Annotated in this window: 13 protein-coding genes, 1 pseudogene and 1 riboswitch; of the genes and pseudogenes, 5 read left to right on the top strand and 9 right to left on the bottom strand. The window is 44.8% G+C overall.

The window, feature by feature from the left end; genetic code table 11:
- Positions 1-19 precede the first annotated feature (19 nt).
- The 6 genes and pseudogenes from BQ7997_RS04485 to BQ7997_RS04460 all read right to left on the bottom strand — a co-directional run bounded on the left by BQ7997_RS04485 (position 20) and on the right by BQ7997_RS04460 (position 8267).
- Entirely contained in the window at positions 20-3322 is a 3303-nt protein-coding gene (locus BQ7997_RS04485) for an SUMF1/EgtB/PvdO family nonheme iron enzyme (RefSeq protein WP_073343952.1), read from the bottom strand.
- A 45-nt stretch (positions 3323-3367) separates the two neighbouring features.
- Positions 3368-3943: pseudogene (locus BQ7997_RS04480) on the bottom strand (cupin domain-containing protein); the annotation flags it as partial.
- A 30-nt stretch (positions 3944-3973) separates the two neighbouring features.
- On the bottom strand, positions 3974-5068 hold the full coding sequence (locus BQ7997_RS04475) for a chorismate transformation FkbO/Hyg5 family protein (protein WP_073343949.1): 1095 nt from the start codon (positions 5066-5068) through the stop codon (positions 3974-3976).
- A gap of 11 nt (positions 5069-5079) precedes the next feature.
- Complete coding sequence (locus BQ7997_RS04470; RefSeq protein ID WP_073343946.1) at positions 5080-6837, bottom strand: YncE family protein; 1758 nt, start codon at positions 6835-6837, stop codon at positions 5080-5082.
- 29 nt (positions 6838-6866) lie between these two features.
- Positions 6867-7667, bottom strand: coding sequence for an IclR family transcriptional regulator (locus tag BQ7997_RS04465; protein ID WP_229088190.1), 801 nt, complete (start codon positions 7665-7667; stop codon positions 6867-6869).
- A gap of 129 nt (positions 7668-7796) precedes the next feature.
- Positions 7797-8267 carry an Lrp/AsnC family transcriptional regulator gene (locus tag BQ7997_RS04460; RefSeq protein WP_022139980.1) on the bottom strand — a complete coding sequence of 157 codons (471 nt, stop codon included), beginning with the start codon at positions 8265-8267 and terminating at the stop codon, positions 7797-7799.
- 178 nt (positions 8268-8445) lie between these two features.
- Between BQ7997_RS04460 and BQ7997_RS04455 the strand changes: the two genes are divergently transcribed.
- Both BQ7997_RS04455 and BQ7997_RS04450 read left to right on the top strand, forming a co-directional pair.
- The gene (locus BQ7997_RS04455) at positions 8446-9732 is read left to right on the top strand and encodes an O-acetylhomoserine aminocarboxypropyltransferase/cysteine synthase family protein (RefSeq protein ID WP_073343943.1); all 1287 of its coding nucleotides are present in this window, start codon (positions 8446-8448) and stop codon (positions 9730-9732) included.
- A 74-nt stretch (positions 9733-9806) separates the two neighbouring features.
- The gene (locus BQ7997_RS04450) at positions 9807-10046 is read left to right on the top strand and encodes a hypothetical protein (RefSeq protein ID WP_022139978.1); all 240 of its coding nucleotides are present in this window, start codon (positions 9807-9809) and stop codon (positions 10044-10046) included.
- A 118-nt stretch (positions 10047-10164) separates the two neighbouring features.
- Here BQ7997_RS04450 and BQ7997_RS04445 read toward each other — a convergent pair whose 3' ends face one another.
- On the bottom strand, positions 10165-11070 hold the full coding sequence (locus BQ7997_RS04445) for a mechanosensitive ion channel family protein (RefSeq protein ID WP_073343940.1): 906 nt from the start codon (positions 11068-11070) through the stop codon (positions 10165-10167).
- Between the two features lie 129 nt (positions 11071-11199).
- A riboswitch (TPP riboswitch) is annotated at positions 11200-11296 on the top strand.
- Here BQ7997_RS04445 and BQ7997_RS04440 point away from each other — a divergent pair.
- Genes BQ7997_RS04440 through BQ7997_RS04430 form a run of 3 tightly spaced genes read left to right on the top strand, consistent with a single transcriptional unit; the run spans position 11297 to position 14830 of the window.
- Positions 11297-13579, top strand: coding sequence for a TonB-dependent receptor (locus tag BQ7997_RS04440; RefSeq protein ID WP_073343937.1), 2283 nt, complete (start codon positions 11297-11299; stop codon positions 13577-13579). It abuts the riboswitch before it with no gap.
- Between the two features lie 13 nt (positions 13580-13592).
- Positions 13593-14207 (top strand): nicotinamide riboside transporter PnuC, encoded by a 615-nt coding sequence (gene pnuC, locus BQ7997_RS04435; RefSeq protein ID WP_073344774.1) that lies wholly within the window; start codon positions 13593-13595, stop codon positions 14205-14207.
- A complete protein-coding gene (locus BQ7997_RS04430) occupies positions 14204-14830 on the top strand; it encodes a thiamine diphosphokinase (RefSeq protein WP_073343934.1) in 627 nt (208 codons plus the stop codon). The genes pnuC and BQ7997_RS04430 overlap by 4 nt, the downstream gene beginning before the upstream one ends.
- A gap of 177 nt (positions 14831-15007) precedes the next feature.
- On the opposite strand, the gene thrC is transcribed toward BQ7997_RS04430, so the two are convergent.
- A complete protein-coding gene (gene thrC, locus BQ7997_RS04425) occupies positions 15008-16309 on the bottom strand; it encodes a threonine synthase (protein ID WP_073343931.1) in 1302 nt (433 codons plus the stop codon).
- Between the two features lie 12 nt (positions 16310-16321).
- Complete coding sequence (locus BQ7997_RS04420; RefSeq protein WP_022139964.1) at positions 16322-17530, bottom strand: cofactor-independent phosphoglycerate mutase; 1209 nt, start codon at positions 17528-17530, stop codon at positions 16322-16324.
- Positions 17531-17532 lie beyond the last annotated feature (2 nt).

Here is a 17532-nt window from a genome sequence, read left to right as displayed (position 1 = left end):
TTATCTTCAATATACTCACTTAATCTTCAATAATGACACGGAAACCGACATTGAATACGCATTGATAAGGATAGAATCCCTTACGCGAGTAGGCGGTAGAATGTTTCGGACGTTCAATATACGAACCGCCACGAACTACTTTATATTCGGAAACCTTTTTCGAATTCTCTTTATACGGATAAGGTACATAATCCGAACGTGTCCATTCGGCAACATTGCCATGCATACAGTATAATCCGAACGGGTTGGCTTCATATTTCTTTCCACCTACCTGTACCAAGCTGCCATCATCCACATTGTCAGCCTTTGGAAGGAAGGTATAATATTTATACCAAGATGATTCAGGCGACATTGGTTGCGGGTCGACTCCAATCACGGCAAACTTGTTGGTTGTCACATCGGCCAAATTATCTTTCTTACCGAAATCTGCGTTTAGATTACCAAACCAAAAGTCCTGGTCGCTACCGCCACGGCAAGCCCATTCCCATTGTGCTTCGGTTGGAAGAGTGATGTTCAATCCTGTCTTTTGACTCAATATCCTGCAATATTCCATTGCGTCATTATAACTTACCCGGATAACAGGCTGTTCCGGCTTATTGGCAGGATAGCCCGGCACTACATGGTCTTTCCATTGTTGGTCTACATAGCGACTGTCATGTTGCGGAAATACAGTGTTATACTGTTGGTTGGTCACTTCCAGTTCCCCCATCCAAAATGCTTTATCTATCTTCACTTTAGTGGTAGGATAAGCATCCGGTTCACCTTCGTAACTACCCATAACAAACTCACCCGCCGGAATACGTACAAATGTCATTTGAATGCCCGGTGCTATTTCCAACACCTTGACAGTTTCTTTTTCACCGGCTAACAGTTCCTTTACTTTATCCGCAGTAAACGGCCATCCTTTCACCTTCTGTACCTTCTCTTTCACAGGGGCGGTTTTCTCCGGCATTACCGGTTGTATTTCACCCTTATTCTTGAGTTGACCGGCATAATCGGCAATTTCCTTTTTCCAGTCCACACCGGCTCCACCGGCATATTTATCGGTCAGTTGTTTACGACGTTCTATCTGGTCGTATCCCTGATAAGGGAACGACGTCAGCACATTGGCATTGAAATATCCTTTGTCGGGAGCATTATAATCAATCCAGTTATAAATTTTCCGCCATTCCGCGTCCGTCAGTTTCACATTATAATGACCTTTCTTCAAAAGACGAACCAGTTCACTGGTATTCGGATGATATTCATAAGGATAAAGCACTACCATATCCCCTTCACCACCCTGACGGTGTACATACGGATGAAGATTGAGGTAAGATGTTCCATATCCTTTCTTATCCTTCTTGCCGCCACGCAGATCGAATGCTTTTCCTTCACCGTTATGACAGGCGATGCAGGCACGGTCTAAAATCGGCTGTACTTCCAGGTCAAAAGTAAACGAGCGGGTACCGCCTTCAGGGGGAGTCAAAGCATGCGGTGCTTTTTGCGAAGCAATCACACGTTTCGGTATGACAATCTGATTTTGGTTTTCATGGCATCCTACGCAGGAGACAATCTCTCCCGGTTGCCCGGTCAGCCAACTGCGCATCCACTGCACGGCTACTCCGTCCTTATCCAAAGGCTGGATGGAGACAGGCGTATTGGCAGGGATTTTAAAGATAACCGAACCGTCTTCTTCTACCGGCACAGTTCCCAGCATACGCTTGATATCCCATCCCGACTGGATACCATGCCAGTTATGGTCGGATTGTGTCTGTACATAAGCATATTCATAAGCGTGCAAACGAAGTGACTTCACTGTTCCGCGCGGAATGCCCTTCAACCCTTCGCCTTCATAAATGTCCTGTATAAAGACGGTTGCCTGCTTGTCGTCCAACTTCACCCGATCGGGGATGGCAGGCGGAGTCACAGTTTTGCGCACAGCTATCGGACTGATATATCCTTCACCATCCATCTTGTGCAAGCAAGTTACGTTATCGAACTTATCCACCAGATAGATTCCCCACAAATCATTCTTATCCAGTTTCGCAGCGACCAGAAAGTAGGTATCGTTGAGAGGAGAAGGCTTGATAAACTGTGGCCATACACCATCTACCAACCTGTCTTTTACTTCTTCAACGATGGGGCGGTTACGGTAAGGAATCTCCTGCAACATGCCGGCTGCTCCTTTACGCGCTTTAGCCGGGTCGAACAGAATCAGACGACCGGAACGTGCCACTCCGTGATGTCCTGAAATGATGCCGACAAAAGCAGAACCATAACCGGGTAAGGGTTGCACGTCAAAAGTACTGTTGGGAAACATCGAGCCACTGCCATACAATGCTTTTTGTTCCGTACCGTCAGGATTCATATTCATTACGATACGGGTGTAGTAGTGGGTGAGGTCTGTATATTCCCAACGGGTATACATCACACGCCCATTATTCATTATCACCGGATTCCAGTTGGCATCCTGGTCGAATGTCAGACGGCGCAGATTTTTATTCTGTGGTGTATAGAGCACCATATTCCCTACCGGATCACTACCATTGACACAAGGAACTCCCTGATAACCGATATTCGAATTGGCAATGATACGTCCGTCCGGCAGATAAGTACCGTCGTAAAACTCCAAATCCGGTTCAGGGTTATCAATCAGTTTCTTACAATCACCACCATCCAGTTTCACTTCAAATATATTCCAGCGATTATCAGGCATAGTTTGGGTAAACATCGCACGTTCCCCGTCCCAATGCAGTTTCAAATCGGCAATAGAGGAAGTATTGGCCGGTTTATAAACCGTACGAATCTGTACGTCTTTACGCAAATTACTTAATTCTACGATATCCGCGTCAAAACCTTTCCGGCGGGCAGACTCCTGGTTGCTCCAGTTATTCGACTGCGTACCAAGGTCGGGAGCCATCGCCCGGCGATCCCTATTTCCTAATTTATAACGGACGGTAAGGACTTTGTCTCCATCCAGTAATGGATTAGCCAGTAGGATAGCACGCTTATTGGCAATCGCCTTTTCCGCATTTGCCAAAACAGCCTCATCACCACTATGGATATCACCGAATCCTTGCTTCACTTGCTGTTCCAGTTCCGTCAAAACAGGCTGATATTTTACAACGTCGAATCCTTCAAGACGCTTCATATCTTCATATGCCAATCGAATGGCTTCTATATTCAGCCATTTCAGCTCGTTCTGCAACCTATGTATACGTTGCGCTTGTTTTTCTTTTGCAGAAATATTTATTCTGGTATTCTTCTGTTGAGCCGCAGCCACAGAAGTCAGTAAAGGAAATACTAAAAACAACACTAATGTGTGATACTTGTTTTTCATGGTGGTTTGTTTCAGTCGAATCTATGCTGATTCGAAATATTCAGTTTATAACGCAGCAGTCGGATGGGTGAAACGCAGTCCGGCATTATCATGGTAGTTGGCCCATTCACAGACTACAGCCCCTTCCGGCCCTGCCATCATAAAGTGAAAGGTTTCCATTTCTTTCAAGCGTAAGATATCCCCTACTTCCTGTTTTACACAATTCTTGCTTTTAATAGGGCCATGCGTGGAAGGAATTGCCGGAATGTCCGGAGTAGTCTCTCCTATCTCCGAGAAATTGTAAACCCATCCTTTCTCTACCATCCATGATTCATGTTTGGCCGGGAAGTCCGTTTTCACATGAGCATGTTCAGGAATCATCTGTCCCGGAAGTAAATAAATGGCATGGGCGAAATAGCCGTATGTCGGGTCGTTAATCCAAAAGATACCGCCCATACCCACATTCTCGAAATCTCCTAAGCCAAAGTCCGTCACCCACATATTTTCAGCCATAAACCCGGTAAAGGGAATGTTATAGTGAACAAACATTGCCTTCATTGCTTCAATCGCAGTCTCTTGCTGGAACACGCCGTTCTTATAGAAATCGGCATTAGTGTACTTTTTCAAATTAGTCATCGTTTTTATCTGTTATTATTTATATTAGTATCGTATTTATTCTATCGCTATTCCTTCTATTTCAATTAATAGCTCTTCCCTGCATACGCCGGCTTGCAGGTAGGAAACGGGAATATTCAGTCCATAGTTCTCAAGTTCCCGCCTTGCAACCTCATAATCCGACTTGTTCTTCAGGTAGACACGCAACATCACCAAACAGGCATCATTTATTAATTGGGCGATATTCTCCATCGTAATCTGTAACTGACGTTCCAAGCCGACCCCTTTCAGGCTTTCTTCTCCGCGGATAGCGGCTGTTCCTGAAATATAAACCAAACGCCGGTCATGAAAAGTCATGCTCTTGGCACGTTCAAATTTCGGAGTAGTCTTTTTCTGTCGGGCTTCTTCGAGCACTTGTCCGGAATAGGCATGGGCGGCAACCTGTAATTTATTGTCAATAGGAGTGGCGAAAGCATCAGACGTATGAAACACCGCCGCATCCACATCAATCAAAATACCGCCCAGATCCATGCCGATTCCCGTAGCGGCAGGATAGCCTTTCGACCAGTCGCTTTCCGCATAGAATGCTGTACGCACATTGTTAAATGACTGGTAGTGCTGACCGGCTCCGTCATATCCGGTTATCTGTTCTATATAGTTCCATTGGCGAATAATGCTGTTGACAGGAAACGATTCCTTATCCAATACACCTCTCAACTGCTGGAAAGCCGCTACCGACTGTTGTTCCCTGTCCGTACAGGATTCATCCCCTTGAAATCCGCCCGCAAAAAGGAAACGTCCCGATTCATTTTCCACCAATACATAAGGAATGTCCTCATAGCAGCGGTATGAAATCCGTTCGTCCGTATCGGGACGGTAACTATGCACTTCCAATACTAGAGATGCATCCAATACCGGTTGTGAGACATAGCTAAGTGCAGGTTCACAATCTCCGAAGAAACGGCGTACCTTCATCTTGAAAATCTGACGCCAGGCGACATATTCTTCTTCCAAAGCAGGCGTACCGAATAAAATCAGGCGTAGCACACTCTCTTTTTCGGGCAACTGCAACAATAAATCGTCTATCATGGACGAAAAATCATTTGCAGAAGCAACGTACAGGGAGTAATGTATTTTATCGCAATAATTCATAAGCCTTCTTCTTACAGGGAATTTACATATTCGGTCAACTCTTCTATCTCTTTCTTTGAAACCTTCTTGTCAACTCCATGTTTGTGGACTTCAAATACTTCCTGCATGGTAGCAGCGCGCCCGTCAAACAAATAAGGGGCAGTACGCCAACATTCCACTAATGTAGGTGTATCCCATCCTTTCTCAAATTCTATATCCTCACCAATGCGGTGCATTTTCATATCTGTATAGAAAGGCCCGCTATGACATTCGCCACACTTCAACTTATCAAAGACTTTTCTTCCCGCCTTGGCTTTCTCCGACAACTCTCCGTTTATCAGATACGGACTGGGAACCGGACGCAAAGACTTCATATAAGCATCTACACATTCGGCCATTTCTTCTTCGGGTTCATAGAACTGGATATAGCGGAAACCTGCCCGCACAGCAATTTCGGCTTTGGCACGAATACCCGAAATCATATTGGGTGGTGTCACATGACTATAAAGCATGCTCTTACAATTCTTGGGATTACCTACCCCGTCATTCATCAAGTCCCAGTTCATACCGTCCGTACGACCATCTCCGGGGTGACATCCGTTACAGCTTTGCCATCCTTGATAGCAATGTCCGGCATCATTAAAGTATTTCTCCCCTTTCTGCTCTTTTGTCTCGGTACGTCCCATATTCATGTTAACGGCAGTTACCGACAGCGTATTCACATCTACTATATTCAATATATCGGCAAAGTAGGTGGGAATAATCAGTTTATTACCTGAAATCAGGAGATTGCGCGGCCCGTTGCCCTGCAAAGGAATCCTTTTGCGTAGTCCATAGAGAAAGGTCAGAGCGTAGTCCAAACGACTTTTATCCTCATAACTCCTAAATTTATTCAGCATCCGGGAATGGTCGATGACACTGACTTCGTGTGTTCCGCTATGGGTTGCGTAGATATATTTCTCATCGCAGGCAATTCCCCATATACCGGCAGCCCCCCGGTCGGGCTCGTCCACCAATACAGCTCCTTCAAATTCCTGCTTTTCTACATTGATAATACTAAAGGCACTTGTATTCATCCATCCCTGCTGTAATTGCGAAGTAGGCACCATAAAACGGCCTAAATTATGAGATACATAAATATACTTGCCATCGGGAGTAATGCACATGTTCTTCAAAGCGTTACTGCCATTTGCCAGTTGGATGTCCTTTACTTTGGTAAAGCTCCTCATATCAATAACCGAGACACAGGCTGCCACTACATTCAGGTCTGCCCGCTGCGCAGGCAAGAAGTTTGCAACAAACATATATCGTCCGTCCTTACTGAATATGGCAGACAGGGGTTCACGCAAGACTTTCACGCTGCGCACCACTTTACGTGACGCAATATCGATCTCACTTATGGTATTGGCAAATTGGTTACATACATATATATGTTTCTTGTCCGCATCAAATACAGGATAGCAAGCTCCCGAACCGGTAGGAATCACCGCTTCCACTTGTCCCGACTTCAATGACAGCACTTCCAACCGTCCGGTTTTCTCGAAAGTGGTCACATATGCCATATCCCCATCAAGCAAAAGTCCTGTAGGAGTTTCTTTGAACGGATAGGAACGGAGCAGAGTTTTCCCGTCAGCGGCAAAAACATCCAGCCGTTTCGTTCCCTTTTGAGTCATCAATAGTTCTCCTTTTCCATTGACGGCAGTGCCCGTGGTAAAGTAAGGCGGATTTCCGGCCGTTGCGAGGGATATGCCGCAGCCGAGCAAGCAAATTAGTAAAAAGTTCCTTATCATAGTATCTTGTGTTTTTAGGACGTTATCTTTTAAACTCTCCTGTATCCCAGTTCGGCAGAAATCTGCCCGGCTATCTCCTTGACAGTCTGCACGGTACTTCGCAACTGTTCTTCCGTCAGACGGTCTTTGGGACCTGAAATCCAAATAGAGCCACAGGGGTATCCCGTATAATTCAGGACAGGTGCACCCACGCAAATCACTCCGCTCAATTCCTCTTCGTTATCCAAAGCATATCCCTGCTGATAAACTTTTTCCAGTTCTTCCAGGTAAGCTTCCCGTGAAGTAATCGTACGGGAATTATAACGGGGGAAAGTCATATAGGAAAGATAACGGTTGCGGACGGTTACAGGCAAATAAGCCATAATGGCTTTTCCCGGTGCGGAGCAGTGCAACTCAAAAGGTTTGCCCGGCGACAGGACAAAGCAGAACGCATGATGTCCCCGTGCCTGTTCGATAAAAATGCCTTTTTCATCTCCCAATACACCGAAACAAGCTGTCTCTTTCGCCCTGTCCCTCAAATCACGCAGATGCGGCAGGACTGTTTCCAACAGATTGTGTTCATTCAGCGCACGGAAACCCAATGTCAGTAATTTCCGGGTTAACTTATAACGCTTGGTATCTTCACTAAAAGAAAGATAATCCAGACGTACCAATGTATTCAGGATGCGGTAGGCGGTAGTCTGCGATATATCAAGCGCCTGCTTGATTTCCTGCAATGTCTCCCCTTCCGACCGTGAAGAAAGATATTCAATCACTGCAATGCCTTTTTCCAAATTAGGCACTTTATAATTATCGTCTGCTTTTTCCAGACTTTGCTCTGTATTTTCCATATTTGGCAACATGTTTTCCATATTTGAAATATCATTCCAGCTTTTGATTAAAAATAGGGATGTTGCTCTTAAATGGAACTACAGATGTGCAAAAAGAAGTTAAGTATGCTGCATAACATATTTAAGAGACTAAATATGTATCCCATATTGATGCTTCACTTCGGCCATCACAAAGGTACTTTCCAACGACCCCAAACTATCAATCGTGCCTAATACATTCAGAATAAACTCCTGATAATATTTCATATTAGGAGCATGAATCTTCAATAAGTAATCATAACTGCCCGATATGTTATAGCATTCGGTCACTTCAGGAATATCCTGTATGATTCGGGTAAATTCAGCAGCAATATCCCGATTCAGCCGTCTGAGCTTCACACTACAAAACACCACAAATCCCTGATTCAGTTTTTCCGCATCGAGTACGGCGATATACTTCTTTATATAACCGCCACTCTCAAGCCGTTTGAGCCGTTCGAATACAGGGGTTGATGACAAACTCACCCGCGCAGCCAGCTCTTTGGTAGTCAGGCGGGCATTCTCTTGCAAAGTACGGAGTATTTGCAAATCCACTTTATCCAGTTTCTCTAATGTACTCATAGAATAATATTCTTCTAAAAGGCGAATTTAAAGAATGAAGCAAATCATCCATTCTATATAGAAGCACAAAAATAGCATTATTTTCTATATTTTCATCATATATTGTTCGATAACTCCACACACTCTAACTTTGCAAGAAAATAAAGAAAGAATATTAAACCTCAAAAAACATACGATTATGGCAACAAAGAATTTACACTTCGAGACTTTACAGGTACATGTAGGACAAGAACAGGCAGACCCGGCAACAGATGCCCGTGCAGTACCTATCTATCAGACTACTTCTTATGTATTCCACAATTCGGCTCACGCAGCCGCACGTTTCGGCCTGCAAGACCCTGGAAATATTTACGGTCGTCTGACTAACTCTACACAGGGAGTTTTTGAACAACGCGTAGCCGCCCTTGAAGGTGGAGTAGCCGGACTGGCAGTTGCTTCGGGTGCTGCCGCCATCACTTATGCTTTCGAGAATATCACCCGTGCAGGCGACCATATCGTAGCAGCCAAAACCATCTATGGCGGAAGTTATAATCTGCTGGCACATACGCTGCCCAGTTATGGTATCACAACTACTTTCGTTGACCCAAGCGATTTATCCAACTTCGAGAAAGCGATTCAGGAGAATACAAAAGCGGTATTTATTGAGACACTGGGTAATCCGAATTCCAATATCATAGATATAGAAGCCGTAGCCGAAATTGCCCACCGTCACAAGATTCCTTTGATTATCGACAATACATTCGGTACTCCGTATTTAATCCGTCCCATCGAGCATGGAGCAGATATCGTGGTACATTCAGCAACTAAATTCATTGGTGGGCACGGGTCGTCACTGGGTGGAGTGATCGTTGATTCCGGCAAGTTCGACTGGGTAGCTTCCGGCAAGTTTCCACAACTTACCGAACCAGACCCTTCCTATCATGGTGTACGCTTTGTCGACGCTGCCGGTGCAGCCGCTTACGCTATCCGTATCCGTGCTATTCTCTTGCGTGATACCGGAGCAACTATCAGTCCGTTCAACGCTTTCATCCTGTTGCAAGGACTTGAAACTCTTTCATTACGTGTAGAACGCCATGTGGAAAACGCATTGAAAGTTGTGAATTTCTTAAACAATCATCCGAAGGTGAAGAAAGTGAATCATCCGTCATTGCCCAGTCACCCCGACCATGCCTTGTATCAGCGTTATTTCCCGAATGGCGCAAGCTCCATCTTTACTTTCGAAGTGAAAGGCGGACAGGAAGAGGCACATCGTTTTATCGACAGTCTGGAGATATTCTCACTGCTTGCCAATGTTGCCGATGTAAAATCGCTCGTAATTCATCCTGCAAGCACTACCCACTCACAACTTAACGCACAGGAACTTGTCGAACAGGAAATCTATCCGGGCACAGTCCGCCTGTCCATCGGAACGGAGCATATTGATGATTTGATTGCCGACCTGGAACAGGCACTTGCCAAAATCTAAGATGCAGCGGTTTATGTATGAACTTTCCGTCACTGTGGAACGTTATAACAATATAACATTAAAACATTGCAGTTATGGAAAAATATTTAATACACAGCAACGAACTGCATCTGATAGACGCAGAGAAAATCCATCAGGCCGTGGAAAAGATGGTGGAGTCACTCGATTTAGCCGCAGGTTCCACTACCAATTTCGACCTCTATCAGGTTGTAGAAGACTACTTTAAAGACCTTGAGAAGAGAAGGAAAATTAACCACGTACTGGGAATCAAAGAAGATAGATACGAATTGGTCGAAGACTTCGGCATCAAATAAGAGAAATTTCATTCATCACACCAGACAAGTTTTCTATAATAAATAAGGAGAGAGCCCCATTTTCAGTGAAGCTCTCTCCTTTTTATTATAGACTATTTTATTATATATTTTACAATAATCAGTTCCCTTGATGTACGGTAAGTTGCGGGAACGGGAAATTGATTCCTTTTTCATTAAAGGTTTCGTAGATAGCCTTGTTAATATCAAAATATACTCCCCAATAGTCGCCACTGTTCACCCATACACGGGCTATGACATTCACACTGCTGGCATCCAACGCATGAAGGGCGATAAACGGAGCGGGATCGTTCAGGATACGTGAATCGGCAGCCAGTATGTCACGGACAATTTGCTGCACTTTATTATAATCTTCACCGTAATCTATACCAACAATCCATTCTACACGACGGGTAGTCTGCGTGTTATAGTTGGTCACGACTCCGCTGCTCATTGCACCGTTCGGAATATAAATCACTTTATTGTCTCCCGTAGCCAGGATAGTATGGAAGATCTGAATTTCCTTCACTGTTCCCGAAACGCCCTGGCTTTCAATCCAATCACCAACTTTGTAAGGTTTGAACAGCAGCACGATCAGTCCACCGGCAAAATTCTGCAAGTTACCGGACAGCGCCATACCGACAGCCACACCGGCAGATGCCAACAGAGCCGCGAAGGAAGTAGTTTCGACACCCAGCGCACCGACTACTGAAATGATTAACAGAATAGTCAATGTTATATTTACAAGACTTTTGACAAAGGTCTTAATACTTATATCGACTTTCCGCCTGTCCAGAAGACGTCTGATAAATTTATTAAGCATTGAAATAAGGAAACGTCCTACGATAAAGACGATTACCGCTATCAAGATACGTTCTCCGGCACGGATACCGAAACCGACTAATTGTTGAGTTATTAACGAGAGCTTGTCCAAGCCTTCAGCATTGGCTATGGCTTGTTCCATCATTTTATCTGCGGCCACTTGCACGGAATCCGCCGCCTGTGTTGCCTGAAGTAATAGTAGCATAATTAAAAATGTATTAAAATGAATAAATCGTTGTTTCGTTATTTCAACAAACCGCAAAGTTATATTGTTTTTAGCAAATCTAAAAGTTTTTTTTGTTTTACTCCTGCAAAAGCCGTATTTTTGCAACCGATTCACTGGTAGGGGTGCCTTAACATGACGGGCTGAGAACATACCCATAGAATCTGAACCGGGTAATGCCGGCGTAGAGAACTAATTAATAAGCAAGATGAAAAAAATTGGATTGATGGCCGTCGCCTTATTGGGCGCAGGCGTTACTGTCCATGCGCAGACGAGTGCAAAGGACAGTATGAAAGTTGTAAACCTGCAAGAGGTGCAGGTAGTATCCACCCGTGCCACGGCAAAAACTCCGGTGGCATTTACCAACGTTAAAAAAGAACAGATTAGTAAACAGAACTTCGGACAGGATATTCCGTTCCTTTTATCTACCACTCCATCCGTACTGACTACTTCGGATGCAGGAACAGGCGTAGGATATACCGCCATTCGTGTACGTGGTACAGATGCTACCCGCATCAATGTCACTGCCAACGGTATTCCGATGAACGATTCCGAAAGCCACGCCATCTTTTGGGTAAACACTCCTGACTTCGCTTCTTCCCTGGAAGATATGCAGATTCAGCGTGGTGCCGGAACGTCCACCAATGGTTCGGGAGCATTCGGTGCCAGTATCAATATGCGTACACAAAGTATTTCTTCCAAACCTTACGCAGAAGTTTCAGGCTCTTATGGTTCATTCAATACGCATAAGGAAACGGTAAAGGTAGGAACAGGACTGATTAATAAATACTGGGCGTTCGATGCACGCCTTTCAAATATTCAGAGTGACGGTTATCGTGACCGTGCCTCATCTGATTTGAAATCATATTTTGTACAAGGCGGATATTTCGGTGAAAACACGACGATTAAGTTTATCACCTTCGGCGGAAAGGAAAAGACTTATCATGCTTGGGATGGTATCAGTAAAGAACAGTTGGAAAATGACCGGACATACAATCCAAACGGAGTGATTCTCGACGATAACAAAGGAAAAGGAAATCCCATCGGTTTCTATGACGACCAAATGGATAATTACCGTCAAACTCATTATCAACTCCTGTTCGATCATATTTTCTCTCCGGCATGGAATTTGAATATCGCTTTCCACTATACCAATGGTTTCGGTTATTATCAGGAGTACAAGAACGGACGCAGCCTGGAAGAATACGGATTGAAACCTTTCTATCTACCAGGCAATAGCGAGCCGCAGGAGAAAACAAATCTTGTCCGCCAAAAGTTAGTGGATAGCGATTTCGGTGGCGGTATCTTCTCATTGAATTATCAGAACGAGAAACTAAACGCTTCTTTCGGCGGTGCTTTGAACCGATACAGCAACGACCATTATGGAAAAGTACTGTGGGTGAAAAACTACTCCGAACAGCTTGCCCCTGACCATGAATATTATCGCAACAACGGTGGAAAAACGGACGGTAATGTCTATTTAAAAGCCAATTATCAGTTGACCGACGGATTAAGTGCTTATGCCGACCTTCAATATCGCTATATTCACTACAAGATTGACGGAGATAACGACAAATGGGATTTCACTGCTACTCCCCCGCACCTACAGCGATTAGACGTGAGAGAGAATTTCAGCTTCTTCAATCCCAAAGCCGGACTTTTCTGGCAAATCAATCCTAACCATAGCGCCTATGCATCCTTTTCGGTAGCACAGAAAGAGCCTACCCGCAATAACTACACGGATGGTATGTTTGAAGAACATCCCACAGCGGAAAAATTACTGGACTATGAACTAGGATACACCTATCGCAACGAATGGTTTACGGCAGGTGTCAACTTGTATTATATGGATTATACCGACCAATTAGTATTGAACGGAAAGACCAATGATATAGGTGAAGCCATGGCAGAAAACGTAAAAGACAGCTACCGCATGGGAATCGAACTGGCATTGGGTGCTAAGTTCAATGACTGGCTGCGTTGGGATATCAACGGAACATGGAGCAAAAACCGTATCAAGAACTATGTGGGTTATGTGTATGACCAAAGTTTGGTGAATGGAGTAACCGATGATTTATGGACACAAACAGCGATTGAAGGTGGCAATAGTCTTATCGCTTTCTCCCCTTCTTTTATTGGAAACAGTTTGATTACTCTCAGCAGCAACGGGTTGGAAATTTCTTTCCAGTCACAGTATGTCAGCCGCCAGTATCTCGACAACTTCGGAACAAAGGATAATTCACTCGACGCCTATTTTGTTAATCATCTTAGTGCATCGTATTCTTTCCAAACCCGCTACACAAAGGGAATTACAATAGGAGCTACCGTTTACAACCTATTCAACACGAAATATGAAACGAACGGATACTCGCAAAGCGTTGCCCTTTACGAAAACGGAGACAAGACAAAGCCATATGTGATAAAGCACGACCCGCGTTTCTATCCGATGGCAGGTACCAATATACTGGCACATATCACGTTCCGTTTCTAAACAGATTTGAATGATGGAAATGAATTTCCTTGAAATATTCGGTACAATTGTCGGTTTAGTCTACCTGTGGTTGGAATACCGGGCAAGTATCTATCTTTGGATAGCGGGTATTATCATGCCTGCTATCTATATCTTCGTCTATTACAAAGCAGGATTATATGCAGATTTCGGTATCAATATCTACTATCTGATAGCAGCTATTTACGGTTGGTTCTTTTGGATGTGGGGGCAACGGAAAGGAAAACGGAATCAGCCTATTGGTGATGAAACGGGTAGTGATAAACCGAAAGCACTCCCTATCGTACATACACCGTGGAAATGCTATCTTCCGCTTTTACTGGTATTTGTCGTTACATTTTTCGGCATTGCCTGGATATTGATTGAATATACGGATAGCAATGTGCCCTGGCTGGATAGCTTCACCACAGCATTAAGTATCGTCGGTATGTGGATGCTGGCACGCAAATATATCGAGCAATGGTTTGCCTGGATTCTCGTAGACATCGTTTGTTGCGGACTGTATATCTATAAAGACCTTTATTTTACCTCCGCTTTATATGGACTTTACTCCATTATAGCTATCTTTGGCTACTTTAAATGGAAAAAATTAATGAGCATACAACAATGATAAGCGAACACTACACTCCCGAAGCCGTAATATTGGCAAATGGTGAATATCCTACTCATCCCTTTCCCCTGCAACTGTTGAAAGAAGCTAAATTCGTAGCTTGTTGTGACGGCGCAGCCAATGAATATATTTCCCGCGGACATACACCGGATGTGATTATCGGCGACGGAGACTCCCTTTTACCCGAATATAAAGAACTTTTTTCTCCTATTATACATCAGATATCCGACCAGGAAACGAACGACCAAACTAAAGCCGTTCACTTCCTGCAAAAGAAAGGATTCCGAAAGATTGCTATCGTAGGAGCTACCGGCAAACGGGAAGACCATACATTGGGAAATATCAGCCTGCTCATGGATTATATGAGAGAAGGCATGGAAGTGCGGACTGTCACTGATTATGGTGTATTTATGCCCGCAAACGGTACGCAGACTTTCAAATCTCACCCCGGACAGCAGATTTCCATTATCAATTTCGGAGCGAAAGGATTACATGGAGAAGGCTTGGTTTATCCGCTTAGTGACTTCACTAATTGGTGGCAGGGTACGCTGAATGAAGCAACAGCCGATGAGTTTACTATTCATTGTACGGGAGAATATTTGATATTCCTCACTTCTTTATAAGTCATATCGTTGTGCCAAGCTTGTGCAACCGCCTTGGCACAACTGTGCCACCATTATGGCACGGCAGTGACACAGCATTGGCACAACCGTGCCATAGGAGTGGCACAAACCATTCATTGAAGCGCCTCAGGAGTATGTCCTAAGGCGTTTACAGGAAGACTTAATCAAATGGTAGAATCAGAGCGAAAGCAGATACTTCTTGAAGTCCGCAAAGTCTTTTGACATTTGAAGGCTCTTCTTCTCGCCTTTCATAAATTCCTGCAATTTGGCAGGTATTTCTACCGTTTCACCAATGATACTTTCTACAGTTTCCAAGAACTTGGCAGGATGGGCTGTTTCAAGGAATACACCCGTTTCGCCTGGTTGTAAGCCTTCTACTAATGCGCGATAGCCACATGCACCATGAGGGTCGAGCAGATAATGATGTTCTTTCCAAGTCTCTTTCACAGTTTCCCGGATTTGCTCGTCGGTATAGGTAGTTCCCGAAATCTCAGCGGAGATAGCGGCATGAGAACCTTTATACAAATCGAGTACACGGGCAAAGTTGCTCGGGTCGCCTACGTCCATGGCGTTAGCGATGGTTGCGATAGATGGACGCGGGTTGTATTCGCCTGTTTGCAGATATTGGTAGAATATATCGTTACGGTTGTTGGCTGCAATGAAACGTTTCACGGGTAATCCCATTTTCTTACCGAACAGACCGGCAGTGATATTTCCGAAGTTTCCGCTAGGCACGCAGATTACTGCATTGTCAGCTTTTCCGGCACGCTTCAACTGGGCGTAAGCATAGAAATAATAGAATGCTTGCGGCAGAAAGCGGGCAACGTTGATAGAATTGGCGGAAGTCAGAGAAAGATGTTCGTTCAGTTCCTTATCCATGAAAGCCGATTTCACCAATGCCTGGCAATCATCGAATGTTCCGTCTACTTCGAGGGCGGTAATATTTTGTCCCAGTGTGGTGAATTGCTTTTCCTGTATTTCGCTGACTTTTCCTTTCGGATACAGTACATATACATGGATACCTTCCACTCCTAAGAATCCGTTAGCCACCGCACTTCCCGTATCACCGGAAGTAGCAACCAGTACATTGACATTCTTCTGCCCTTCTTTCTTGATGAAATAACCGAGCAGGCGTGCCATAAAACGACCGCCCACATCTTTGAAAGCCAATGTAGGGCCGTGGAAAAGTTCGAGTGAATAGATATTTTCCGAGACCTTTACCAAAGGTACATCGAAGCTCAACGTATCATATACAATCTGTTTCAGTATATCTGCCGGAACGTCTTCGCCGAAGAAGGCATCGGCCACACGATAAGCTATTTCCTGAAAAGATAAGCTGTCAATCGTATCGTAAAAATCTTGTGGAAGCGGCTTGATGGACATAGGCATAAACAACCCTTTGTCGGAAGCAAGACCTTTCACCACCGCTTCTTGCAGGGAAGCGTCAGGTGCTTGTTTATTGGTACTATAATAAATCATAATTCGGATGCGTTATTTCATGAACTCTTTTATAAACTCGTCTTCTTTCAGCAGACCGTAACTACCGCTACAAGCCGATACCTCATCATACGTCTGTACTTCGTCCGGTTCGATGCCCGGATACCAGATAAGGAACGGGATAGGGTCGGCAGTATGCGTGCGAAGTTCGCAGGGAGTGGGATGGTCGGGCAATACAGCTATTGCTACCGGTTCGTCCCAGTCTTTCACTGCTTCATAGATAGGGCCTACGGCACGCTTGTCGAGATTCTCGATTGTCAGGAGTTTCAGATCGATGTCTCCTTCGTGTCCCGCCTCATCGCTGGCTTCGATATGCAGATAGACAAAATCGTCCGTCTTCAGGGCTTCCAGGGCAGCAGCTACTTTATTTTCATAATTCGTATTGTAAAGTCCGGTAGCTCCTTCTACTGCGATACGGCGCAAGCCTGCGTAATAACCGATTCCGTTTATCAGGTCGACAGCCGAGATTACCGCTCCTTTCTTCACTTGCGGGAATGTTTCGGAGAAAGTAGGCATCTGCGGACGGTAACCGGGACTCCAAGGCCAAATGCTGTTTGCAGGGTCTTTGCCTTCTGCCATACGTTTCAGGTTCAGCGGATGGTCTTTCAGCAGTTCCTGTGATTTCAGAATCAGGTCATTAATCAGGTCTGCCGTCTCCTGGGCTTCCGGCACTAATGGTTTCACCATCAATGGACGGAAAGGCTTCAAAGGCACATCGTGCGGCGGGGTACAATCCAGTTCTTTGTTTCCCCCTTTGATAACCAACAGGTGGCGGTACTGGACTCCCGTATGGAAACGCACGCGGTCATTTCCCAGTTTCTCTTGCAGGTATTGAATCAATACGTCCGCTTCTTCCGTAGAGATATGTCCCGAAGAGTGATTTTTTAGAATCTCCCCTTCCACACAAATCAGGTTGCAACGCATCGCCATCTCTCCCGGTTGCAGGTCTACGCCGATACTGGCTGCTTCTAACGGCCCACGGCCTTCGTAGACCTTCGGAAGATTATATCCCAAAACGGACATATTGGCGACCTCACTGCCCGGATGGAAGCCTTCGGCTACGGTATTCAACCGTCCGACACGTCCCATGCGGGCTAATTTATCCATGTAAGGCGTCTTTGCATATTGCAGGAGCGTCTTGTCCCCTAATGACTTCACCGGCCAGTCGGCCATGCCGTCTCCCAATATGATAATATGTTTCATAA

The organism is Bacteroides congonensis (assembly GCF_900130125.1).
Taxonomy (GTDB): domain Bacteria; phylum Bacteroidota; class Bacteroidia; order Bacteroidales; family Bacteroidaceae; genus Bacteroides; species Bacteroides congonensis.
The sequence above is the reverse complement of the archived record's forward strand: the minus strand, read 5'-3'. Positions and strand labels throughout refer to the sequence as shown.